This is a genomic window from Thermotalea metallivorans, from assembly GCF_001562415.1.
In the GTDB taxonomy this organism is placed as follows: Bacteria; Bacillota; Clostridia; order Peptostreptococcales; family Thermotaleaceae; genus Thermotalea; species Thermotalea metallivorans.
Genome location: NZ_LOEE01000021.1, coordinates 82561 through 106350, shown reverse-complemented (window position 1 = coordinate 106350; position 23790 = coordinate 82561). Strand labels below are relative to the sequence as shown.

The window sequence follows — 23790 nt, the reverse complement described above, 5'->3', positions numbered from 1 at the left end:
CAGAGATTTTGGAATATGTCTGGGTATCATATGTAGCGTTGAATAAAAGTAAATCATACATATATATTTTTCAGATAATAATTTAAAATATTTTTATTGTATTATGACATAATAAAAATATAAAATAATATTTTTTAATACACAATTACATATTATATATTTTATTGGGAGTTGTCAACACTTATTCCAAATTTTATAATTTGATTATACAATGCAAAGTAGGGTGCGTGAACCCTAACATATTCTAAAATAAGATTTATAAACGCTAATTGTCTATGTTTTAAATGGGTAGTCATGTGTTCACAAGTAGTCTCACAATCCTGAATTATTTTTATAAGATGTTCATGGTGCACCATGGGATGCATATATGTTTTTATTTTCATCACAGATGATCAATTTGTTGATTAAGGCAAATTTGACAGAGGAGAAAATTCAAAGTATACTTTTGCTTGAAAAGATATCTTTTATGCTTCATCACCATGTTGATATTGGGAGTGATATGATGGCTAAAAAAATGATCAGGATACATAATAAATCCGACAGACCCGACAATATTGTACAAAAGGAAAACGAAATCATAGAAAGCTGCATAGAACTGGAAAATGCTTTGCCTGATTTTATGAAGGACTTCTTTTTATATTTGAAATCTGGTGTAGCCCTGACAACAAGACTTGCCTATTTGCAAGATATTTATTTCTTTTGCAAGTACCTTGTAAACGAAAAAATAATTACAAAGGCCGAAGTGGTGAAAGAGATTACCTTGGAGGAATTTAACCGGATAAAAGCCCGGGACGTAAACCGTTTTTTAGGCGAATATTGTACTCGCTATACCGTGGAGAAGGAAAATGCCGTTACTATAATGGAAAATCACAACAGATCTTTGGCTCGAAAAAAATCTTCCCTGGCTGTTTTATTCAAATTTTTATACAGGGATGAATTAATTCAGGAGAATATCACCGACGGTTTTAATCCCATAAGGCTTCCCAAGCCTCAGCCCGATGCCATAAAACGTTTGGAAATTGACGAGGTGGCAAGAATGTTGGATGCCGTTGAAAATGGTGATGGTCTCACAGAAAAAGAATTGGCCTACTGGGAAAAGACGAAATTAAGGGATAAGGCCATATTGATGTTATTTGTTACCTATGGTTTAAGGCTGAAAGAATTGCAGCAGCTAAATGTAAGTTCATTCAACTTTGGCAGGGGTGATTTCAAGATATACCGTAAACGGGGGAAGGAAGTCAGTATGCCTTTAAACAAATCCGTTGAAAAAGTCATTCAGGATTATATTGAAAAAGAACGACCTTCCGAGGACTTGATTCCCGAGGAACATAAGGATGCCCTTTTCCTTTCCTTACAAAAGACAAGGATGACTGAAAAAGCCATCCGGGAGCTGGTGAAAAAATATACTTCCATTGCACTGGGCACTACAAAGGAAAATGGCTATAGCCCCCATAAGCTGAGGGCAACGGCAGCTACTTCTTTAATACAGTATGGTTTTTCAATTTATGATGTACAAAATCTCTTAGATCATGACAATGTAACCACAACACAATTGTATGCTGCCCATAAGAAGAATGTGAAAAGGGAAATTGTAAATAACTTTGAATGGTTGGAGGAATACGATAAAAATAAATAGATCGATATGTAAGTAAAAAGGGTCATTCATGTATGGGTATTTTTATGACTTGATTAGGAAAAATATCCGATGTTTTCAGGTTGTTGATTTGAGTAATTTCATAGATCGTTTCCCGTACATCCTTGTGATTAGGCGTATATTTTTTCGCTAAGGCCCAAAGAGTATCACCCGGTTTAATACATATTTCATCATATTGCGGCTCCACTGCTCCTTCTGCAATATCCGTTCGGAAAACAAGATTCATGCTTGAGGTAAAAATTATCGTCATAACAATCATAAATAATGCAAATCTCCCTTTATCAGCAATATAAAGCTTGGACTTTTTCATTTTCACAACCTCCCAAACAAATGTTCTTATTCTTATTTTAGCAGAACAGATGTTCAAAGTAAACACTTTTTTGAAAAATAACGAACAAATGTTTGATATTTTTCAAAAACTATGTTATAATGAAAAAAAACGCAGTGAGGTGCTATCCATGGTTTATGATATAACAGAACAACAGCAAAAAATACTTGATTATATAAAACGCGAGGTATATACAAAAGGCTATCCCCCTTCTGTCAGAGAAATCTGCGAAGCCGTAGGTTTAAAATCAACATCGACGGTACACGGGCATCTGGCGAAGCTGGAAAAAAACGGATACATTCGAAGGGATCCGACGAAGCCAAGGGCCATTGAGCTTTTGGATAGTGATGGCAGCAACTTGATTAGCAAAAAAGAAATTGTGGAAATCCCTATTGTAGGAAAGGTTACCGCCGGCCAGCCTATTTTGGCTGTAGAAAACATTGAGGATACTTTTCCTGTACCCATAGATTTTGTAGATAACAGCAATTATTTTATGTTGAAAATAAAGGGAGAAAGTATGGTCGAAGCCGGTATCCTCGACGGAGATTATGTCCTTGTCAAGCAACAGGAAACTGCTAAAAATGGAGAAATTGTGGTTGCGTTGATTGAAGATGAAGCTACGGTGAAGAGATTTTATAAAGAAAAGGACCACATTCGCCTGCAGCCGGAAAATTCTCATATGAATCCTATTCTGGTATCTCATGTGAAAATCTTGGGATCGGTGAAAGGTGTCTTTCGGAAGCTATAATTAAATTTATGGGGAGTCAAAAAAGTACCTGATTTCATGTTCAGGTACTTTTTCTATAATTTTGTTAACGTAATATTATTATGTTAACTTTTATGGCAATATCCCATATGATGGTGAAGTCTTTATTTTAAACTGTATCGAATCCTATGCAATTGGCAGCTGCTAGGAACTGCAAGGCCTTTAAAGCGCCAATTTTGGCATGTTCGTAGGTTAGCCCTCCCTGGTAATATACGATATAGGGTGCTTTTATGGGAGCATCGGCGCTCAATTCAATGGATGATCCTTGTACAAAAGCACCTGCTGCCATAATTACGGGGCAATCATATCCGGGCATGTCCCAAGGCTCCGGCTTTACAAAGGAATCTACAGGAGCTGCGGCCTGTATTCCCTGACAAAATGCAATGACCGATGCGGCATCTCCTAATTTAATTGATTGAATGATATCACTTCTGATATCGTTATATTTTGGAGAAACCTCATAACCTAATTTTTCAAAGAGCCTAGCGCAAAAAATAGCTCCTTTAATTGCTTCACCTACCACATGGGGTGCCATGAACAGTCCTTGCAGCATACTCCTTGTCATGCCGAAGGTTAATCCCACTTCTTTCCCCACGCCGGGAGAAGTCAAACGATAAGAAACAAGCCGTATCAGTTCTTCTTTTCCTACGATGTAACCCCCTGTGAGTGCAAGCCCCCCGCCCGGATTTTTGATCAGGGAACCGGCCATGATATCTGCACCTACCTCTGTAGGTTCCAACATTTCTAAAAATTCTCCATAACAGTTATCTACCATGCAAACAATGGATGGGTTGACGGATTTCACGGTGTCCACGATTTCTTTGATGTGACCAATGGCTAAAGCCTTTCTCCAACTGTATCCTGTGGATCTTTGAATAAATACCATTTTCGTTTTGGCTGTAATGGCGTTTTTCAACCGGATCAAGTCCACGTCCCCGTTCTCTGTGAAATCAATTTGCTTATATGTGATGCCAAAGTCTTTTAAGGATCCGTTGTTTTTTTCCCCGCGGATTCCAATGACTTCCTCTAGGGTGTCGTAGGGTTTTCCCGTGGCAGAAATCAATTCATCTCCCGGCCTTAATATACCCGTTAAGCATAAGGTAAGGGCATGGGTTCCTGAAACGATGGTGGGACGTACAATGGCATCTTCCGTTTTAAATAATTTCGCATATACCCGTTCCACGGCTTCCCTACCGGGATCGTTATAACCATAGCCGGTATGCCAATGAAAATGCATATCGCTCACCCTGCATTCCTGCATGGCAGAAAGCACCTTATATTGATTGTATTCTCGAATATCTTCAACCCGTTTCAATTCCTTTCGGATCTCTTCCTCCGTTTCCAGGCCAATTTGAATAATTTTATCTTGTATTGCAAAGGTATTTTTCAGCAAGTCTTTTGTATGATTGAGCATATGATCACCTTCCAATTTTCATTCTTTTGTATTTTAACATATTACCATGGGATTATCAATTGAACTTATTGCATACAGGGCAGCGGTTGGTTTTGTATGCTTCTTCCCTAAAAGCGATGGGAGCATAATGAATTCCCTTCGCAAAGCCTTCTTTGATGCCGATTCTGCGTCCGAGACCATAGGCACACAAAAATATCACTAACCCGATCACTATAAAATATCCATATATCACGGGAAATCCCCCCTTCCCATAAAAAATCACTGCTCCGGAAAGACTATCGATGGATTTTTTTATATGCCCATTCGATCCATATGGCAGAGGAAACAACGATCAGAAATTTGCTCAAATAGAACATGATGGAAATGACGCCAAGAATCAAAGTGACAATGATTGCTTCCCCTTTTCCAAATTGATTGGCATAGTTTTTAAAACCATATTTTCTGTCCCATTCTACATCTAAAATATCATCTGCGATTTGAATCAATAAAATAATGATGATGGAAGAAAATATGGCCTGAAATGAAAAGAAATATACATTGATCAGCATCACCAATAAACTCTCTTGGTAACTGCGCAGCCCGGAAAGGAGCTTTGTATTCAAGTGATGAAACATGCCTACAATATAACAGGCACTGGTGAGGGTCACTGCATATTCCCCATGGAAACCCGCCGCCAAAGCGGTCAGTATCATGGCATAAGGGAGAGTGCCTTTTCCCATTTGCTTTACGAGGCTGTGGGAGGATTGCATTTCTTTCTCTTCATCAATATAATCATCCATCAGTTTAATAGAAAAACCTACCAATAGGGAGGCGATGATTTTATGAAGAACACTATATTCGGCGGCTAACATATGTCTTCACCTCATCAAAACCCTGTCCTGTCAATGCAGATACAGGTATAACATAATGTTGTGGAAACTCTTTCTGCAATTGAATAATTTTTGATTTGCTTTCAAGGAGATCTGTTTTATTGGCCAAAATGACATATCCTTCCTTTCGCAGGCCATACTGGGCCAACTGATAATCGGTTTTTCCCAATCCGTTGATGAGATGATGGGTTCCATAACTGGATATGTCGATCATATGCAAAATGATATCGCTTTCTTTCATGGCGCTTAAGGTTTGAGCCATGCCCCTTCTGATTATGACATTTTGATGAATTCCGTCAATCAGACCGCTGCTGTCGATGATTTCTACTTTCTTTTTTCCCTTCAGTATAGGAATTTCTAATTCTATAGATTGCAAACTTTCCGTTTGGAAAGGTTCACTGGAGGATAAAGCTTTTTTTGCGCTTTCTATGGTATATTGTCTTTGTTGAATTCTACCACTGCTATCCATATGATTTATTTTTATATTCTGTAACCCCAGGTATTCTCCGAAACGAATCAAAAATAATGTCTTTCCCACATTTGGCTTTCCCACAATAAGGCATTTTTTCATTAAACATCCCCCTCTGCAATGTCTTCTCCTTTAATAGTGAGCAAATCTTCCCTTGAAAAGCTGCCGGTTTTTTGCAGCCTAACGGCCTGTTTGCGGATAGCCCTTTCGATAAGATTTCGGACGAGGCGGGCATTTCCACTGAGGACATGATCTTCCATTCTTTTTTGTGTGATGAGCTTGGACAGTTTTGCTTTTGCTGATATGGAAAGTTTATATTGTCTTTTTTCTACTATGCTTTCTGCGATTCGTATAAGTTCGTCCAATTCATAATCGGGGAAATCGATATGGATTGGAAAACGTGATTTTAAACCCGGATTGCTCTTTAGAAAGCAATCCATTTCTTCCTGATAGCCGGCGAGGATAAGGATTAAATTTTCTTTATAATCCTCCATTCCCTTTACCAAAGCATCAATTGCCTCTTTTCCGAAATCCTTCTCGCCTCCCCTTGCCAAAGAATAAGCTTCGTCTATAAATAAAATACCGCCCAAGGATTTTTTGATTTGTTCCCGAACCTTTATTGCTGTATGTCCAATATATTCTCCTACCAGATCAGCCCTTTCTACTTCAACCAAATGACCTTTTTCTAAGATACCCATCTTCCAAAAAATTTTGCCCAACAAACGAGCTACCGTTGTTTTGCCGGTACCGGGGTTACCTTTAAAGATCATATGCATTACCAGGGGCTCGGCGATCAATCCCTCTTCTTTACGTTTTTTCTGAATTTCTATGTAGGCATAAATTTCTTTCACCAGCTTTTTTACTTTTTCCAGTCCGATCATGCGATCCAGTTCCTTGATCAATTCTTCCAGACTTTCCCTGTGATTTATCTCATTGTATGATATAGGCGCTTGGACAGTTATTTTTTCTATGGCATCTTCCGTGGAGATTTTCCCCTTCTCCAGTCTCAATAATATTTCTTCCAATTCTCCATGCCTGTTTCCTGCTCTCAATGCTATCACCTCAAAAATGGTTGCTATAACATCATATGCATCAAAGGCAAAAAAAGTTTAAAAAAGGACGACAAAATGTCGTCCTTTTTTAAACTTTTTTTGTTATTCTTCATCTTGATCTTGTTTTTTGCTGGCGGTGACAAAATTCACTGATTTTAAAGGCGTAATTGTAGAAATGGCATGTTTATAGATGAGGTGTTGTTTCCCCTCGCTCTCCAATACAATGGTATAGCTGTCAAATCCTTTTACCATTCCCTTGATTTGAAAACCATTGACCAAATATATTGTTATATGAACATGTTCCTTTCTTACTTGATTTAAAAAAACGTCTTGCAGATTGATTGCATTTTTCATCAATACCCCTCCTAGATAATCAAATGTCTAATTACTAGAATATTCTATACCAAGTTTAATTTTCCTTCAACATATTTTACAATATCCTCCACGAAGGCATCTTTGGATATATAATGGCCTATATCAAACCACCGAATCTTTTCATATCTTCTGAACCAGGTTAGTTGACGTTTTGCATAGCGTCGGGTATCTCTTTTTAATATTTCCACGGCCTCATCAAAGCTGTATTTGCCTTTTAAGTACCCGATGATTTCTTTGTAGCCTAATCCTTTCATGGAAATATTTTCTTCATCCAAACCCAAATTCATCAGATATTTTACTTCTTCCACAAGGCCATTTTCAATGAGAAGATCTACCCTCTTGTTGATTCGCTCATACAGTTCTTTTCTATCTCGATTTAATCCGATGAGGACATAATCATATTCAGGATTTTCTACAAATGTATTCTGAAAATCGTGAACTCTTTCTCCCCCTTCGTAATATACCTCCAGGGCACGGATAACCCTTTTCACATTATTCGGATGAATTCTTGCAGCGGCATTGGGATCGATTTCCTTGAGTTTGTCATGCAAAAATTCATTTCCGTACATGGCCGCTTCCTGTTCCAGTTTTTTTCTTAGGGCCCAATTGGATGCAGTACCTGTAAAATCCATTTGATACAAAATGGCATTTACATATAAGCCTGTGCCTCCCACAATGATGGGAAGTTTATTTTTTTCATGAATCATGCGGATATATTCCTTTGCCTTGCTTTGGAATTCAGCTACGGAAAAATTTTCCCTTGGATCTATTTCATCCATTAGATAATGGGGAATACCTTCCCGTTCTGCCAGGGTTGGTTTTGCACTTCCGATATCCATATGTTTGTAAACCTGTATGGAATCGGCAGATATGATTTCCCCATTTAGTTTTTTGGCAACGGCAATAGAGGTTTCCGTTTTGCCGACGGCCGTAGGGCCTACAATGACTAAAAGAGGTTTCCCCATACTTTTCCTCCTTTATACCCTTTTAAATTTTTTCTCAATTTCATACTTTGACATGGAAATGATAATAGGTCGTCCATGGGGACAGGTAAAAGGATTTTCAAGGCGACTCAATTGTTTCATCACTTCATTTATTTCTATGATATCCAGTTTATCCTTTGCTTTTATCGCTTCTTTACATGCCATAGAAATAATTCGATCCATTTTGAAATCCGAAGGATGTTCCACATCCTTCCCAAGATGATCCACAACCTCCATAAAAAAGCTTTTTGCTTCCGGTTCCCCCATGACCATGGGAACGGCACGAATCAAAATGGAATGCTGCCCAAACTCTTCAATCTGAAAACCAAGCCGATGAAAAAACTCCATATTTTCTTTAATGCATGACCACTCACCAAAAGAAAATTCTATGACCATGGGGACCAGCAATTGCTGCATGGCTACGGCATGATTTTTAAACTTTTCGGACATCCACTCGTATAAGATTCTTTCATGGGCTGCATGTTGATCAATCAAAAACATATGTTGACCATTTTCACCGATGAAATAAGTATGAAAAATCTGGCCGATAATCCTGATTTCCATGGGATTGATTCCATTGGATGCAGAGACAGACGCAGGTGAAACTTGATGCTGGAAGTCAGGCACTCGTATTTGTTCTTCTTGTCTATGAACAGCCAAATCTTTCCTTCCATTATTATTTGTATAAACAGGCAAATTATCCTCATGATATGCGATAGATGTCATGACTTCTTTTACTGCTGCAGGAGGGCTGGCATCGGCATTTTCTATGGGTGGCATATCCATAGGAATGCTGGGGAGAGTTTCCTTGTGTTCCTTTTTTTCAAAGGATATTTCAGGAATTAAATTTTGCCTGTATAATGCTTCCTTAATAGATTTTATCATAAATTGTTTCAACAATTCTTCATTGCTGAATTTTATTTCCATTTTTGCAGGATGAATATTTACATCGATGGATTCAGGGGGAATCCATAAGTATAAAAAGCAGATAGGATATTTGTTGATTGGAAGAAGGGTTTTATAAGCCTCTTCTACGCAATTTTGCAATAGGGTACTTTTCACATATCGTCCGTTTACAAAAAAGGCTTGCAGTTGTCTATTACCTCTATGGATAGAAGGCTTTGAAATAAAGGCCTCCAATACAATATGCTGGTATTCTTTTTTTACATGATACATACTTTTTCCCAATTCTTTTCCATAAATATTGGTGATGTTGTGTATAACGTTTCCCGAACCGGGGGTGGTAAAAACAATATTGCCATTATTGATAAAGCGCATGGCTATATTGGGGTGAGCCATGGCCAGTTTGTTTAAAATATCACTGATATAGCCTGTTTCCGTTGTCTGTGATTTCATGAATTTTAAGCGGGCAGGAGTATTAAAAAATAAATTTTTTACAATCATGGTTGTTCCTCTGGAAGTGCCGATTTTTTTATGGGATATAATTTTCCCACCGTGGACTTCAAGATATACCCCGGTTTCCATCTCCTCTGTCTTTGTCATGAGTTCAATCTGTGCAACGGCTGAAATGCTGGCAAGGGCTTCACCCCTAAAGCCTAAGGACAGGATAGCATCCAGATCCTCAATATTCCTGATCTTACTAGTGGCATGCCTTTCAAAGGCCAGTTCAATATCCGATTCGTTGATGCCAGTGCCATTATCGGTAACGCGAATATATGTTTTTCCTCCATCTTTTATTTCTACAATGATGGATGTAGCCTGGGCATCAATGGAGTTTTCTACCAATTCTTTCACAACAGATGCAGGCCTGTCTACCACTTCGCCTGCGGCAATTTTATTGGCAGTCAGTTGGTCTAACCTCATAATAGGATTTATCATAGGCTTCACCTTCAATTTTTCATCATATTGATCAGCTTATACAAACAATTCATGGCTTCCATGGGTGTCATATTCATAATATCGACTTTTTTCAGTGCATTGATAACACCTTCATACTGATAAGTAAACAGATCCAACTGTTGCTCTTGACTGTTTTTTTCCGGATGCTTTTTTTTCCATAGGGTTGGTTTTGACCGATTGATATCATGGGCTTCCAAATCTTCAAGAATTTGCTTTGCTCGGTGGATAACTGTTTCGGAAATCCCGGCCAGCTTTGCAACTTGGATTCCGTAACTCTGGTCTGCTCCACCCCGTATAATTTTACGCAGAAAAATAATATCATCTCCGTGTTCCTTCACAGAAATGCAATAATTCTTTACACCATCCAATATACCTTCCAGTTCCGTCAGTTCGTGATAATGGGTGGCAAAGAGCGTCCGCGCACCGATATTTTCATAATTGCTGATATGCTCCACGACAGCCCAGGCAATACTTAGGCCATCATAAGTGCTGGTTCCCCGTCCGATTTCATCGAGAATAATCAAGCTTTTTCTTGTGGCATTGTTCAGGATATTTGCCAGTTCGCTCATTTCTACCATAAATGTGCTTTGGCCCTGGGAAAGGTCATCGGAAGCACCTACCCGGGTAAATATTCGATCCACGATTCCTATGGCAGCTTTGTCCGCAGGAACAAAACAACCTATTTGTGCCATAAGAACGATCAGGGCAACCTGCCGCATGTAAGTGGACTTTCCCGCCATATTGGGTCCTGTGATGATGGCAAAGCGGTTTTCATTACAATCCAGCAATGTATCGTTGGCTACAAACATACCCAAAGGCATGGTTCTTTCCACCACAGGATGTCGGCCGTTGATGATATGAATCTCCTCCTTTTCTGTGATGACGGGCTTTGTATAGCCGAATTTATCGCTGATTTCAGCAAAGGAAACAAGAACGTCCAGTGCAGCCAAAGCCGTGGCGGTATCTTGAATCTTCTTTGTATGCTTTCCGATTTCCTCCCTAATCTGAATAAAAACCTGATATTCAAGCTCAACTATCTTCTCTTCTGCGCCTAAAATTCTGGATTCCACTTCCTTCAGCTCGGGTGTAATATACCTCTCTGCATTTGCCAAGGTTTGCTTCCGCATATAATGTTGGGGAACAGCACTGAGATTGGATTTGGTAACTTCAATAAAATAACCAAACACCTTATTATAACTGATCTTTAAGGATTTAATACCCGTTAGCTGCCGTTCTTTGCTTTCAAGGCTAGCAATCCATGATTTTCCGTTGGTGATTGCCTCTCGCAGCGATGCTATTTCAGGATGGTATGAATCCTTGATGATCCCTCCTTCTTTGATGGTAAGGGGGGGATCATCGACAATCGCCTCATCAATTAGATTTCTAACTTCCTCCAAAGGATCTATATGATCCAATATATTTTTTAATCTGGAAGTGCTTAAATTGCTTAAGATTTTCCTAATCTCAGGCAGGACTTCAAGAGAAAGTTTTAATGAAATTAAATCCCTGCCGTTGGCATTGCCATAGGATATTCTGGCAACTAAACGTTCCAAATCATATACTTGACCCAGCAGTTCCTTTAAGTCTTCCCGGGCTAATAAATTTACCTTTAATTCTTCTACTGCATCCAATCTTGATTGAATGGACGCTACATCTTGCAAGGGTTCTTCTATCCACCTTCTTAACATCCTGGCCCCCATGGCCGTATTGGTCTTGTCCATTACCCAAAGCAAGGACCCTTTTTTGCTTTTATCCCTTATGGTTTCCGTCAGTTCCAGATTCCTCCGGGTAAATTTGTCGAGGATCATAAATTGCTCTATGGTATAATAACGTACCTGATGGATATGCTTTAAACTATTCTTTTGCGTCTGTTGCAAATATTCCAGAAGAGCTCCTGTGGCTGCAACGCTGAGTTCCTTGTCTGCCAGGCCTAATCCGTCCAAGGCAAGAAGATGGAAATGATCCTTGATTTTTTTTTGGGCATAATCTTTTTCAAAAGCCCATGCATCGAAAAGATACAGATTTGTATTGACAACGGCTACTATTTCAGATTCCAGTGGATGATCCAAATATGTAAGACTGTTGAAGATGATTTCCCTGGGACTAATTTTAGCGATCTCATCAAGCAAGCTGCATGGTGCTTTGGGGCCGAAAAATTCTGTAGTTCTCATTTCTCCTGTGGATATATCTCCAAAGGAGACGCCAATTCCTTCCTTGCTACAGTATATGGCCATAATATAATTATTTTCTTTTTCCTGCAGCAAATGGGGATCGATGACAGTACCGGGGGTAATGATTCTTACCACATCCCTTTTCACAATTCCCTTGGCTGCGGAAGGATCTTCAATTTGCTCACATATGGCCACCTTATACCCTCTGTCAATGAGTTTTGCAATATAGCTGTCGGCAGAATGATAAGGAACGCCGCACATGGGCGCTCTTTCTTTAAGACCGCAATCTCTACCCGTCAAGGTAATTTCTAACTCCTTTGATGCAGTGATTGCATCCTCGAAAAACATTTCATAAAAATCCCCCAGGCGAAAAAATAATATGCAGTCTTTGTATAGCTCTTTTAAATCTAGATATTGTCTCATCATTGGAGTTAGATTTTCCATTGATTCTTTCTCCCCCTAATCATGTGATGCTATAGGCTTGCAACTTTAGAATTCAATCTGTGCAAAAGCTATATTTCTGGAACAGCTACCAGTTGCCAGTTACCAGTACTGACACCGGATGGCTGCTAACTGGCAACAAGGTGCTTACTGCACAAAAATTTTTTCCTCAAAAAAGTATAGATTGATTTTTAGAATCGTATTTCTATATTTTTATTATACCATAAACCCTATAAAACCAAGGGCAACCTTGGTTTCAGACTGAAGACAAAGCAATACGATGTTCAATGTTCATAAAGCCCTGAGATTTCGCCTTCATCGTCAATGGTTCCTGGCCAATAGCTTATAGTTCATGGTTGTGAATAGTTTCTGACGGCTTACTGCTAACTGCTAACCACTAACCTATGGTTTTATATAAATGCCGTTCAAGCTAAAGGTTTTTGGCTCCGTAATTCTTACCTGAACCAGTTGCCCTATCGTATCCTTGGGGCCTGAAAAGTTCACTAGCTTATTGGTTCTTGTTCTACCCATTAACTTGCTGCTGTCGGTTTTACTTTCCCCTTCTACCAGTACTTCCACGATAGTGTCTTTCAGTTGGGCGTTCTTTCTTCCTACGATTGCATTCAATACTTCCAAAAGCCTGTTGAAACGGGCATGTTTTACTTCCTCTGGAATTTGATCTTCGTACTTTGCGGCCGGTGTGCCTTCACGGATAGAGTATAAGAATGTAAAGGCCGCATCATACTCAACTTTTTTTACTAGATCTAATGTTTCTAAAAAATCTTCCTCTGTTTCTCCGGGAAACCCTACGATGAAATCTGTAGTAATAGTGATGCCGGGAATTTCAGATTTTAATTTATATACTAGATCCAAATACTGTTCCTTCGTATAATGCCGGTTCATTTTCTTCAGAATACGACTGCTGCCTGCTTGGACAGGCAAATGAATATGTTCGCAGATATTCTCACAATCTCTCATGGCTTCGATGAGACGGGGAGATAAATCTTTCGGGTGGGATGTCATAAAACGTATTCTTTTTAAGCCATCGATTTCATTGATTTTATACAAAAGATCTGCAAATTCTATAACTTCGTCCAGGGTCTTTCCGTAAGAGTTTACATTTTGCCCCAATAGAGTTACCTCTTTTGTTCCCGTTGCTACCAGTTCTTTTATTTCACGAATAATATCTTCCGGTTTTCTGCTTCTTTCCCTGCCCCGTGTATAGGGGACAATGCAATATGTGCAAAAATTATTGCATCCGTACATGATATTGACAAAAGATTTTAGGCCAAACTTTCTGATTACAGGAATGCCTTCTACAACCTTCCCTTCTTCATCCCATATCTCTACCAGCATGCTGTCCGATTGTTTGCAGTTGGCTAAGAGCTGTGGAAAATTATGCAGGTTATGGGTACCGAATACCAAATCTACATGGCTATATTTTCTTTTTATCTCTTCTACTACATGGGCCTGCTGCATCATGCAACCGCATACGGCAATGACCATATCAGGGTTTTCTTTTTTTAACGGTTTGAGTTGTCCCAAATTGCCATAGACTTTCAATTCGGCATTTTCTCTTACGCAACAGGTGTTATAAATGACTAAATCTGTTTTTTCAAGGCAATTGGTTTCTTCATAGCCCATTTTGTCCAACATGCCCGCCAGTTTCTCAGAATCATGCTCATTCATCTGACAGCCGTAGGTAACGATATGGTAGGTTTTTTTTCTTCCAGTGGAAGCATAGTATTCATCACTTTCTTGACGTATTTCATTTATATAAATTTGTTGTTTTAATAAATCATCTGTAGATACTTCAACTTGCTTTCGCTTGCTCAAAATAATTCCTCCTTAGAAAGGTTTTTTACTATTATTCTGCCATCATACAAGCTTTATTATATCAAATATTTATTTATTGGTGTATACATCATAAAGAGAATAGGCAATAAAATAATCCTGATAAATCAGGACTATTTTATTGCCTATTCTTTTCAGCCAGTTCTTTTTCAGCAGTTTCTATCATTTTCCTAACCATATTGCCGCCTACATAGCCCGCATAGGTAAAATTCTCGAGGCCCAATTCACGAGCAATTTCTTCTTTAAAGGAATCTAGGGCAACTCTTGCTTCCGGCACGATACTTTTATTTTTTGCCATATACTATCACCTCTTAACAATAGTATGTCAAAATAACAAAAAAATATATTGCTAATTCTCGTCAAAATACTAAAAAAAAGGGAAAAATCCAAGAAAAACACATGATAAATAATTCACAACTTTGAATACAAATATACTACATAATTATAATGTTTTGTGGTATGATAAAGATGTAATTTTTATAACATTTAAAAAGTAGGGGGTAGTTTCCATGAACTTTTCGAAAAGAATCGTGGCCATGCAGGAATCACCGATTCGAAAATTAGTTCCTTTTGCTGAAAATGCAAAGAAACAAGGCAAAAAAGTTTATCATCTGAATATCGGACAACCGGATATTGAGACGCCGGAAAACTTTATGAATGCAGTCAGAAAATTCGATGAGAAGGTGCTGGCATATACATTTTCTCAAGGAATTCCTGAACTCATTGATGCATTAATTACATACTATAAAAAATACAATATGACCTTTGAAAAGGATGAAGTCTTAATTACCAATGGCGGTAGCGAAGCCCTGTTATTTGCCCTAATCGCAGTGGCTGACGATGGAGATGAAGTTATTGTTCCCGAGCCGTTCTACACAAATTATAACGGATTTGGGGCAGCCGTAGGAGTAAACGTTGTCCCAGTGACTACCTATGCATCGGAAGGCTTCCATCTGCCGTCTAGGGAAACAATCGAAAAGGTGATTACTCCGAGAACAAGGGCAATTCTTCTTTCAAACCCGGGCAATCCTACTGGGGTTGTTTATACAAAAGAAGAAGTAAACTTGATTGCAGATATTGCCAAAAAACATAATCTTTTCGTGATTGCCGATGAGGTATATAGAGAATTCGTTTACGATAATCTTGAATATATAAGCTTCGGCAACATAAAAGAAATTGAGGACCGTGTGATTATTGTAGACAGCGTTTCTAAGAGATTTAGTGCCTGTGGGGCAAGAATTGGCGCTATTTTAAGCAAGAACAAAGAATTGATGAAGCAAATTCTGAAACTGTGTCAAGGCAGGCTATGCTGCCCAACCTTAGATCAAATTGGGGCTGTTGAACTATACAAAGTTTCCGATGATTATTTTAAAGCAGTGCTGGAAGAATATCAAAAGAGAAGGGATATTGTATATGAAGGGCTTACTTCTATCCCCGGTGTCATCTGTGAGAAACCTACAGGGGCATTTTATGTGATTGCAAAACTTCCTGTGGAAGATGCAGAAGAGTTTGTGATTTGGCTGCTAAAAGATTTTGATTTAAATGGAGAAACCGTCATGCTGGCTCCTGCAGAAGGTTTCTATGCAACGCCGGGATTAGGAAAAGATGAAGCCAGAATCGCATATATTCTAAATGAGCATGATTTAAGAAAATCTATGGAAATTTTAAAGACAGCTTTAGAAAAATATCCTAAGAAAAAGTAAATAAAAAAAAGCTTTCGATCAAACAAATCGGAAGCTTTTATAACACATAGGAAATAATGTACTTTTATAAATTGTGTATAAGTCATAATTTCCGTCATGGGTTTCAACAAAGTCTTCCTTTACATCTTCCAATGGAAGACTTTGTTATTTTTATTTGCCGTTATCATTCCTATTAATCTTCTTGCTTCAAATGTCTCTCGTACAATTCACATCCGATGGTGTTGCTGCAGTATCCGCCGATACAATGAATACAGGTAATCATTCCACACTCTTTCAAATTATTCATTACTTCCACATTGTGATTGTGCTCTCTCATGTTCAATTCCCCCTATTGTCTGCAAAATAGTATATATACATATTATAATACCAGTATACAAACTTGTCAATTGTATACAATAAATTTTCTAATAATTGCATTGGGGAATGAAGATGATTGTACAAACAATCCTTGGGATTTCGGCTTCTTCGCCAATAGCCCTAGCTGCTGGCGAATAGCTTATAGTTTATAGCTGACAGTGAATGATTGTTAATAGCTTTTGACAGCTTACTGCCAACTGCTAACCGCTAACTGGCAGCTGGTGACTGGAGAAATGGGGCGCAGGTCTGAGCAGGAAGCCAAATCTCAAGGGTTGGTCTAAAAACGAAGACATGGCATCCATTATAATGCCATGTCTTTTTTAAAAGAAAATATCCTCTTCCAAAAAGGCTGATTTTGATGATTTAATCTCTTAATTTTTTCCTTTAGTTCAGCTACTTCATAAGATTTTTCTTTGAGTTTCATTTTTAATCGTGCATTTTCACAAATTAAAATATCCTTTTCCTTTCTATAAACTTGCCCATCCTCCTGTTCGGTTTTGTTCATAACTTCATCAAAATGATGAATAATCTCTGATTTTGCCTCTGCAAGCTGCGTATGCAGGCTAAAGTGAATAGCTTCGTTGATCCTCTGGCATAATTCATTCACGATATTCGGATAAAAGGTGGTGCTTTCTTGGGCAGCAGGCATATTTTCCTTTGCAGCTAATGCCGTTTCTGCGTTGGGGCGAATGAATATTTCCGGAGATTCAAAAATCAGTTTGATTTGTTTATTGGTCAGTCCTTTATTTTGAAGTTCCCTCAGGTATAAGAGCTTTTCAATTTCTTTGTATGTATAATATCTGCGATTGGAGCTTGTCCTTGGTATTTGAAAATTAAACTCATTTTCGTAAAATCTTAATACATGTTTGTCATAACCGGTAATTTTGCTTACCTCAGCGATGGAATAATGTTTTTCTCTATCTATATCAATCACTTACACCCCTCCCTTGTTTCTATTTAATTCTTTATTGTATTCTCTAAATCCTCTCTTGAATCAAAACTTTTCATAGCAAATTCGGTCATTATTCTACGCATATATGTGAAATGCGCAAAAATATATAACAAAAAAACAAAAATAAACAATGATCGATTCCCTGTCGAATACCGATCATTGTTTATTTTTTTATGTAAAAAGGTTATATACTTTTGTTCATCGGCTTTTTTTATAGAAGAAGGTTTTTAATGCTGTCAAATTATAACGATTAGGCAAAATGATTTGTTCCGTACTGCCTACAAATAATACTCCATGATCCTTTAATGCATCGTGAAATTTTCTGTACATTTCTTCTTTTGCTTCTTCTGTGAAATAGATCATTACATTTCGGCATACAATTAAATCACATTGATCCGGATATTTGTCGCTTAAAAGATTATGTTGTTTAAACTCCACACATTTTTTAATATCGTCAGATATCTTATAGGAATCGCCGATTTTTACAAAGTATTTATGTGCCAAATCCTTGGGGATATTTTCAATACTTTTGGCAGAGTAGATTCCGATTTGGGCTTTATTGATGGCTTCCTTATCAATGTCTGTCGCCAATACTTTAATAGAATTCAGTGGAAGCAGTTGACTTAAGACCAAAACGAGGGAATAAGGCTCTTCACCTGTGGAACATGCAGCGCTCCATATCTTCAGATGTTTTGAGTGTTTCAGCAGTTCGGGAAAAATATCATTCTTTAAAATATCCCATTGATTGGCATTTCTGTAGAATTCAGAAACATTAATGGTCAAATAATTGATGAACTCATCGAATAAGGCTTTATCTCTGCTGATGGCTTGAAAATAGTCATCATAGGTATCAAAATTATTTCTCTTGATGAGAGAATCTATTCTCCTCTTCATTTGTCTTTCTTTGTAACATGAAAGATTAATCCCTGTTTTTCGATAAATTTGTTCTTTAAATCTTTCGTAATTCTGCATATGGAGTCCCCTTTAAATAAAATTTATTTTGATGGTATTAAGAGCTTTTCAACTGCAAAATTTACCAATAATAATTACTATTTTAGCATAAACCAAGATAAAAAAAAAGACCGTGAAATTTCACAGTCTAAAGAATGTAAAGGGGGTCTCAACGTATTATGTGAGGTCAATTTTATTGTTTGCAAAATTAGAATTATTATGCAAGAAAAAAGAATAGGAAAAGTTTGGTTTTCCTATTCCTTTGGTTATATATCAACAAATCCTTCGATTAATCTTCCAGCGGAAGAGTTCTTTCTTCTAAAATCTCTCCGATGGTAACCGGTTCATCATTTTGCGGCAACACCACTTGTTCATTTAATGTTTCTGCATTTGCTTCTTTGATGCTCAAACTGATGCGTTTCGCCTCTCTATTCACTTCTAGTATTTTTACTAATACATTTTGACCCACATGTACCTCTTGAGAAGGCTTGGCAATATGTTTGTCGGAAATTTGAGATATATGCACCAATCCGTCCAAACCAGGTTCAAGTTCCACAAAGGCGCCGAAATCAGCGAGTCTTACAACTTTTCCTGAAACAATGTCACCCACATGATATTTTTCCTCCACGGTGGTCCATGGCTCCGGCGTCATTAATTTCAAGCTTAATGATACTTTATTTTTATCTTGATCCAAATCAATGACTTTTACCTTTACTTTATCTCCAATCTGCACTACTTCCTTGGGATGGTTCACTCTTCCCCATGAAAGATCAGAGATATGAATCAATCCGTCGATGCCCCCGATGTCTACAAAGACACCAAAATTCGTAATTCTTTTTACTTCACCTTCGATAACGCTGCCTTTGTCAATATTTTGCCATAAGAGCTTTCTCTTTCTCTCGTTTTCTTCTTGTATGACTACCCTGCGGGAGAAAACAACTTTTTTCTTACTCTTATTGAAATCGATGATCTTTACATCCAATGTTTTTCCTATAAAGGTTTGCATATCTTCCACATAACTGTCGGACAGCTGAGAAGCCGGGATAAACCCTCGGATTTCTTTATATACGGCAATGACGCCACCTTTAACAACCTCCACGACTCTCACTGTTAGGATTTGTCCATCACGATAGGCTTGTTCCAGGTTTTCCAATCCCTTTACCGCATCAATCCTTTTTTTCGATAAAAGCAGGTTGCCTTCTCCATCGTCCGTTTTTAACACATATACTTCTATTTCATCCCCTTCCTTTACAATATCTTGAGGATTCACAGAAGGGTCATTGGAAATTTCTTCTTTAGGGATAATCCCATCGGATTTGTAACCTATATTTACCATGATCTCATTGTCCGTCACATGGATTACCTTGCCCTTTACGGTTTGACCTCTGCGGGGCACTTTCAAGGAATTTTCAATTTCCTCCATCATATGCATCATTTCATTGTTGTGTTGATCTGTGTTGCTCATTTTATCAATAACCTCCTTAATGATCCAGTCCGGTGTAGAAGCTCCGGCTGTTATTCCAATTTTATTCAAATTTTTTATTTCCTCCATTGGCAATTCTTCAACAGTTTCTATGGCAAAAGTATTTTTGCAATACTTTTTGCTGATTTGAACAAGCTTTTGTGTATTGGAACTGTGATGACCACCAATAACGATCATAGCATCAACCGCTTTTGCCAGTTCAGCACAGGACGTTTGCCGATCCTTTGTGGCAATGCAGATGGTATTAAATTTTTCTAGGATTTTGGCCTTTTCTTCGAGTTTTTTTGTGATTGCATCCCATAATTCCTGAGTAATGGTTGTTTGGGCGACCACGCAAACTTTATCATGATGGGGAAGCTGGTCTATGTCCTCCTCCCTTTGTACAATAGATGCCTTATTTTCACACCAGCCGTGAATGCCAATAACTTCCGGATGGTTTGGATCACCCACAATTACGATGGCATATCCCTTCAAATAATATTCCCGGGCTATTTTTTGCACCTTTCTGACAAAGGGACAGGTGGCATCAATGATTTCAATACCATATCGATCAGCCAGATCATAGAAAGATAGAGGAACGCCATGGGATCGGACAATGATAGTGCTATTGGGATGTTTTTCAATATCCTCTATAGATCGGATGCCCATGGACTCTAATTTATCGATTGTTTGCGAATTATGTATCAGAGGACCATAGGTATAGATAGGCCGATCTTTTATTTGATTGGCTGCAGCAAAAGCTTTATTCATGGCTTCTTTTACGCCAAAGCAAAAACCTGCTTTCTTTGCGATGATGATTTCCAATATTAGTATACCTCCTATCTGGGGTTTTATTTAAATTCTACATCGTATGATGAAATTCCTGCCTTTCCAATCTATGAATTTGTACAGACCATACAATTTGATGCAAATTTATAGGAAGCTGTGGGAATTATGCTATTTTTATATAAGATAATATCTTGTCGATTACTTCTTCTACGGTCATACCTGTTGTGTCGATGAAAATAGCGTCCTCATGCTTCCGTAGGGGGGAAACTTTTCTTTCAGAATCGATTTTGTCCCTTTGTTGGATTTCTAGCTTTACTTCTTCCAAAGACTGAGGAAAACCTTTCTCTTGTAATTCATTGTACCTTCTTTTTGCCCTTTCCTCCAAGGAGGCAGTAACAAAAAATTTATATGTGGCATTCGGAAGCACAGTGGTTCCGATATCTCTCCCGTCCATAATCACATTTTTATCGGAGGCAATTTTTCTCTGAAGCTCTACCATTTTTTCACGAATTAACGGTATTTTTGCTACATCTGAAACACAACGATTGATCATTGGACTTCGTAATTCCTCTGTAACCAACCGATTGTCTAAAAAAACGTTGCCTTGAATGATATCAATTTTTGTATGATCCAGAAGTTTTTTGAGCTGTATCTCGTCTTTCCAATCAATATGCTCCTGCAAAATTTTTAAAGTAATCGCCCGATACATTGCACCGGTATCGATATATGTAAAATGGATGGCCTTTGCAATCAGCTTTGCGATTGTACTTTTGCCTGCTCCAGCCGGGCCATCGATTGCTATACTGATGTTCTTCAAATTCATCCTTTAAATCCTCCACTTTCATACTTTTAAAAATCAGTGTCTAACCGGATTGTCCATAGATGATTCCAGTCTTTTTTTATCATCAATGCATCATTGATCCGAGGGGTTATCAAATTTTTGGTTGTATTCAATACCTGTATCTTCAGCGGTCTGGAAATATGGGGTGCTTTGATGGAAATTACATCTCCATCCCTTACAATAAGATCAATTTTATTGTGGATGAACCTGCCGTACTCTTCCCCATTCACAAAAACACTTAGGGAAGGGTTGTCCTTGTCGCCATCAATTTGCAACGTGAGCATAGCTGCAGAAAAAACAGGTTTTGTACTATAGATGTTATCCTTTCGAAGTGATTTATCATTCAAAGGAATTAAACGGTCATTGGCAATATGAAGGATTTGAAATATGAGAAGCAAAAAAAAGCTTACGATGGCCAAATAAAAAAATAGCTTTTCTATTTTCTTGACCGTATGATTTACATTTGTTGACATCCAACCACCTCCAAGGATTCCTCCTAACCTTATACATTGATTCCTGCCAAATACCCCGTTGAAAAAGCAATTTGCAAATTGTAGCCTCCGGTCAAAGCTGCCACATCGATCACTTCACCTGCAAAGTATAATCCGGAAACTTTTTTAGATTCCATCGTGGACGGATGAATTTCTTTTACACTGACACCGCCGGATGTAATAATGGCTTCTTTGATAGGTCTTGTCTGAAGGACATGCATCTTTAAGTCCGTCAACAAAGAAATTAATCTTTTTCTTTCTTCCTTTGTTATTTGATGTACAAATTTTTCCGGAGGAATCTGGGATAAGCGGACAATCACAGGAATCATTTTGCTGGGAAGCAAATCATCTAATGCGTTTTTCAATTGTTTTCTAGAATACTTTTCAAAATCCCTCTGCACCCTCTTATGCAAAGTATCTTCATCTAATGCTGGTTTCATGTTCAGTGTCAGTAGAACTTTATCCTTTTCGAGGAATTTATGGATATAATTGCTCATAGATAATACAATGGGGCCGGAAATACCAAAATGAGTAAAGAGCATTTCACCGAATTCGGTATGAATTTCCTTGTTGTTTATATAAGCCTTCAGACGAACATTTTTCAGAGACAGGCCCTGTAAATCCTTTACCCACTCTTCTTCAATTTCTAAAGGGACTAAAGCGGGTCTTAGAGGAGTAACAGCATGGCCTGTTTTCTCCGCAAAACGATATCCATCTCCTGTGGCCCCTGTGGAAGGATAAGACAGACCGCCTGTTGCAATGACCACCTTGTCACAAGAAAGAATCCTATGATCTTGCAATACAACTCCTGCAATGGCACCGTTGTTTACGATGATATCCTTTACTTCGGTATTTAGCTTGATCTCCACTTGATTGGATTCCATATATTTTGTTAAGGCTTTGATGACATCACTGGATTTATCCGATAGAGGAAATACACGATTTCCCCTTTCTACTTTTGTTTGCGTCCCATATTGATGCAACAGACGGATGATGTCATCATTGGAAAAACTATAGAATGCACTATACAAAAAGTTTTTATTTTCCGTAACATGATTGAGGAGATCCTCAATATCACCCGTGTTGGTTACATTGCATCTGCCTTTTCCCGTAATATAAATCTTTTTTCCCAGTCTGTCGTTTTTTTCTAATAAGATTACTTTTTTTCCCCTGGATGCGGCAGTACCGGCCGCAATCATACCGGCAGCACCGCCGCCGATAACAACAATCTTTTCCATTGGTCCATCACCTTCTATGGTTTCATACTTTCAATATGAGAGGTATCGTTTAAAGTGACAATGACAGGCCCGTAATCCGTAAATTCAACGAGATTGATGCATGTATTGTCTTGTCTGATTCTATAAAAATAAGAAAGATCTATATCCATCAACCCTAATAAAATTGCTTTTATAGCAACACCATGGGAAATTACTGCAATGTTTTCATCCTTATGGGTTTCTACAAGCTGATGCAAGGCCCTAAGACCTCTTTTTTGAACATCAATCAACTTCTCTCCCCCGGGAATATAGGCTTCATGGGGTTTGCTTCGCCATACACTGTAATGTTCATCATATTTGGATTGGATTTCATGATGGGTCAACCCTTCCCATTCTCCAAAACACATTTCCCGAAATCCTTCTATTTTTTCTACTGGCAGCCCCAAGGGTTCGGCCATAATTTTTGCAGTCTCGTAGGCTCTGTCTAAATCGCTGCTGTAAATATGATCTATAGGATAATTTTTCATGCGATTTGCAAGTAATTTTGCCTGCATTCTGCCATTTTCGCTCAAGGCAATATTTTGAGATCCTTGAGCCCTCGATGCGGCATTCCACGCAGTTTCACCATGCCGGATCAAATATAGTTTTGTCATGTGCATCAATTCCCCCCTTTGCATAACATATTTATTATATCATTAAATGGACAAAACAAGAATCTTTATATACATTTTCCCCATATTCTCACAAGATAAAACGCAATCTTTTCGAATTTCATTCGATATGCCAGTGGG

Annotated in this window: 23 protein-coding genes; 3 read left to right on the top strand and 20 right to left on the bottom strand. The window is 38.2% G+C overall.

Annotation, left to right across the window (positions count from 1 at the left end; all coding sequences use genetic code 11):
• The first annotated feature begins 502 nt into the window (after positions 1–502).
• Entirely contained in the window at positions 503–1636 is a 1134-nt protein-coding gene (locus AN619_RS04255; RefSeq protein WP_083524975.1) for a tyrosine-type recombinase/integrase, read from the top strand.
• 22 nt (positions 1637–1658) lie between these two features.
• Here AN619_RS04255 and AN619_RS04250 read toward each other — a convergent pair whose 3' ends face one another.
• Complete coding sequence (locus tag AN619_RS04250) at positions 1659–1964, bottom strand: LysM peptidoglycan-binding domain-containing protein (RefSeq protein WP_068555233.1); 306 nt, start codon at positions 1962–1964, stop codon at positions 1659–1661.
• A 148-nt stretch (positions 1965–2112) separates the two neighbouring features.
• On the opposite strand from AN619_RS04250, the gene lexA reads away from it, so the two are divergent.
• The gene (gene lexA / locus AN619_RS04245) at positions 2113–2730 is read left to right on the top strand and encodes a transcriptional repressor LexA (RefSeq protein ID WP_068555254.1); all 618 of its coding nucleotides are present in this window, start codon (positions 2113–2115) and stop codon (positions 2728–2730) included.
• Between the two features lie 127 nt (positions 2731–2857).
• On the opposite strand, the gene AN619_RS04240 is transcribed toward lexA, so the two are convergent.
• The 11 genes from AN619_RS04240 to AN619_RS04195 all read right to left on the bottom strand — a co-directional run bounded on the left by AN619_RS04240 (position 2858) and on the right by AN619_RS04195 (position 14534).
• Entirely contained in the window at positions 2858–4162 is a 1305-nt protein-coding gene (locus tag AN619_RS04240) for a methionine gamma-lyase family protein (RefSeq protein WP_068555232.1), read from the bottom strand.
• A 55-nt stretch (positions 4163–4217) separates the two neighbouring features.
• Positions 4218–4394 (bottom strand): hypothetical protein, encoded by a 177-nt coding sequence (locus AN619_RS15850; RefSeq protein ID WP_157064897.1) that lies wholly within the window; start codon positions 4392–4394, stop codon positions 4218–4220.
• Between the two features lie 43 nt (positions 4395–4437).
• A complete protein-coding gene (locus AN619_RS04235; protein WP_068555231.1) occupies positions 4438–5013 on the bottom strand; it encodes a hypothetical protein in 576 nt (191 codons plus the stop codon).
• Positions 4994–5602 carry a GTPase gene (locus tag AN619_RS04230; RefSeq protein WP_068555230.1) on the bottom strand — a complete coding sequence of 203 codons (609 nt, stop codon included), beginning with the start codon at positions 5600–5602 and terminating at the stop codon, positions 4994–4996. The genes AN619_RS04235 and AN619_RS04230 overlap by 20 nt, the downstream gene beginning before the upstream one ends.
• Positions 5602–6552, bottom strand: a complete 951-nt coding sequence (locus tag AN619_RS04225) for an AAA family ATPase (RefSeq protein ID WP_330382021.1) — start codon at positions 6550–6552, stop codon at positions 5602–5604. Before AN619_RS04225 ends, AN619_RS04230 begins: the two co-directional genes overlap by 1 nt.
• 102 nt (positions 6553–6654) lie before the next feature.
• Entirely contained in the window at positions 6655–6906 is a 252-nt protein-coding gene (gene hfq, locus AN619_RS04220; protein WP_068555228.1) for an RNA chaperone Hfq, read from the bottom strand.
• A gap of 44 nt (positions 6907–6950) precedes the next feature.
• On the bottom strand, positions 6951–7892 hold the full coding sequence (miaA, locus tag AN619_RS04215) for a tRNA (adenosine(37)-N6)-dimethylallyltransferase MiaA (protein ID WP_068555227.1): 942 nt from the start codon (positions 7890–7892) through the stop codon (positions 6951–6953).
• A 12-nt stretch (positions 7893–7904) separates the two neighbouring features.
• Positions 7905–9749, bottom strand: coding sequence for a DNA mismatch repair endonuclease MutL (mutL, locus tag AN619_RS04210; RefSeq protein WP_068555226.1), 1845 nt, complete (start codon positions 9747–9749; stop codon positions 7905–7907).
• 11 nt (positions 9750–9760) lie between these two features.
• Entirely contained in the window at positions 9761–12385 is a 2625-nt protein-coding gene (gene mutS / locus AN619_RS04205; protein ID WP_068555225.1) for a DNA mismatch repair protein MutS, read from the bottom strand.
• Positions 12386–12784: 399 nt separating this feature from the next.
• Positions 12785–14218, bottom strand: coding sequence for a tRNA (N6-isopentenyl adenosine(37)-C2)-methylthiotransferase MiaB (gene miaB / locus AN619_RS04200; RefSeq protein ID WP_068555224.1), 1434 nt, complete (start codon positions 14216–14218; stop codon positions 12785–12787).
• 136 nt (positions 14219–14354) lie between these two features.
• Positions 14355–14534 carry an alpha/beta-type small acid-soluble spore protein gene (locus tag AN619_RS04195; RefSeq protein ID WP_068555223.1) on the bottom strand — a complete coding sequence of 60 codons (180 nt, stop codon included), beginning with the start codon at positions 14532–14534 and terminating at the stop codon, positions 14355–14357.
• Between the two features lie 211 nt (positions 14535–14745).
• Between AN619_RS04195 and AN619_RS04190 the strand changes: the two genes are divergently transcribed.
• The gene (locus AN619_RS04190) at positions 14746–15939 is read left to right on the top strand and encodes a pyridoxal phosphate-dependent aminotransferase (RefSeq protein WP_068555222.1); all 1194 of its coding nucleotides are present in this window, start codon (positions 14746–14748) and stop codon (positions 15937–15939) included.
• A gap of 172 nt (positions 15940–16111) precedes the next feature.
• Here the strand turns inward: AN619_RS04190 and AN619_RS15845 are convergent, their stop codons facing one another.
• The 8 genes from AN619_RS15845 to AN619_RS04155 form a co-directional block, all read right to left on the bottom strand.
• Complete coding sequence (locus tag AN619_RS15845; RefSeq protein ID WP_157064896.1) at positions 16112–16255, bottom strand: hypothetical protein; 144 nt, start codon at positions 16253–16255, stop codon at positions 16112–16114.
• A 342-nt stretch (positions 16256–16597) separates the two neighbouring features.
• Positions 16598–17230 carry a MerR family transcriptional regulator gene (locus AN619_RS04185; protein ID WP_068555221.1) on the bottom strand — a complete coding sequence of 211 codons (633 nt, stop codon included), beginning with the start codon at positions 17228–17230 and terminating at the stop codon, positions 16598–16600.
• A 216-nt stretch (positions 17231–17446) separates the two neighbouring features.
• A complete protein-coding gene (locus AN619_RS04180; protein ID WP_068555220.1) occupies positions 17447–18220 on the bottom strand; it encodes a CheR family methyltransferase in 774 nt (257 codons plus the stop codon).
• Positions 18221–18488: 268 nt separating this feature from the next.
• The gene (locus AN619_RS04175) at positions 18489–20486 is read right to left on the bottom strand and encodes a bifunctional 4-hydroxy-3-methylbut-2-enyl diphosphate reductase/30S ribosomal protein S1 (protein WP_068555219.1); all 1998 of its coding nucleotides are present in this window, start codon (positions 20484–20486) and stop codon (positions 18489–18491) included.
• Between the two features lie 127 nt (positions 20487–20613).
• Entirely contained in the window at positions 20614–21273 is a 660-nt protein-coding gene (gene cmk / locus AN619_RS04170) for a (d)CMP kinase (RefSeq protein WP_083524971.1), read from the bottom strand.
• 26 nt (positions 21274–21299) lie between these two features.
• Complete coding sequence (locus AN619_RS04165; RefSeq protein WP_068555218.1) at positions 21300–21764, bottom strand: hypothetical protein; 465 nt, start codon at positions 21762–21764, stop codon at positions 21300–21302.
• Positions 21765–21793: 29 nt separating this feature from the next.
• Positions 21794–23020, bottom strand: a complete 1227-nt coding sequence (locus AN619_RS04160; RefSeq protein WP_068555217.1) for a BaiN/RdsA family NAD(P)/FAD-dependent oxidoreductase — start codon at positions 23018–23020, stop codon at positions 21794–21796.
• Between the two features lie 14 nt (positions 23021–23034).
• Positions 23035–23658, bottom strand: a complete 624-nt coding sequence (locus AN619_RS04155; protein WP_198153233.1) for a histidine phosphatase family protein — start codon at positions 23656–23658, stop codon at positions 23035–23037.
• Positions 23659–23790: the final 132 nt, after the last annotated feature.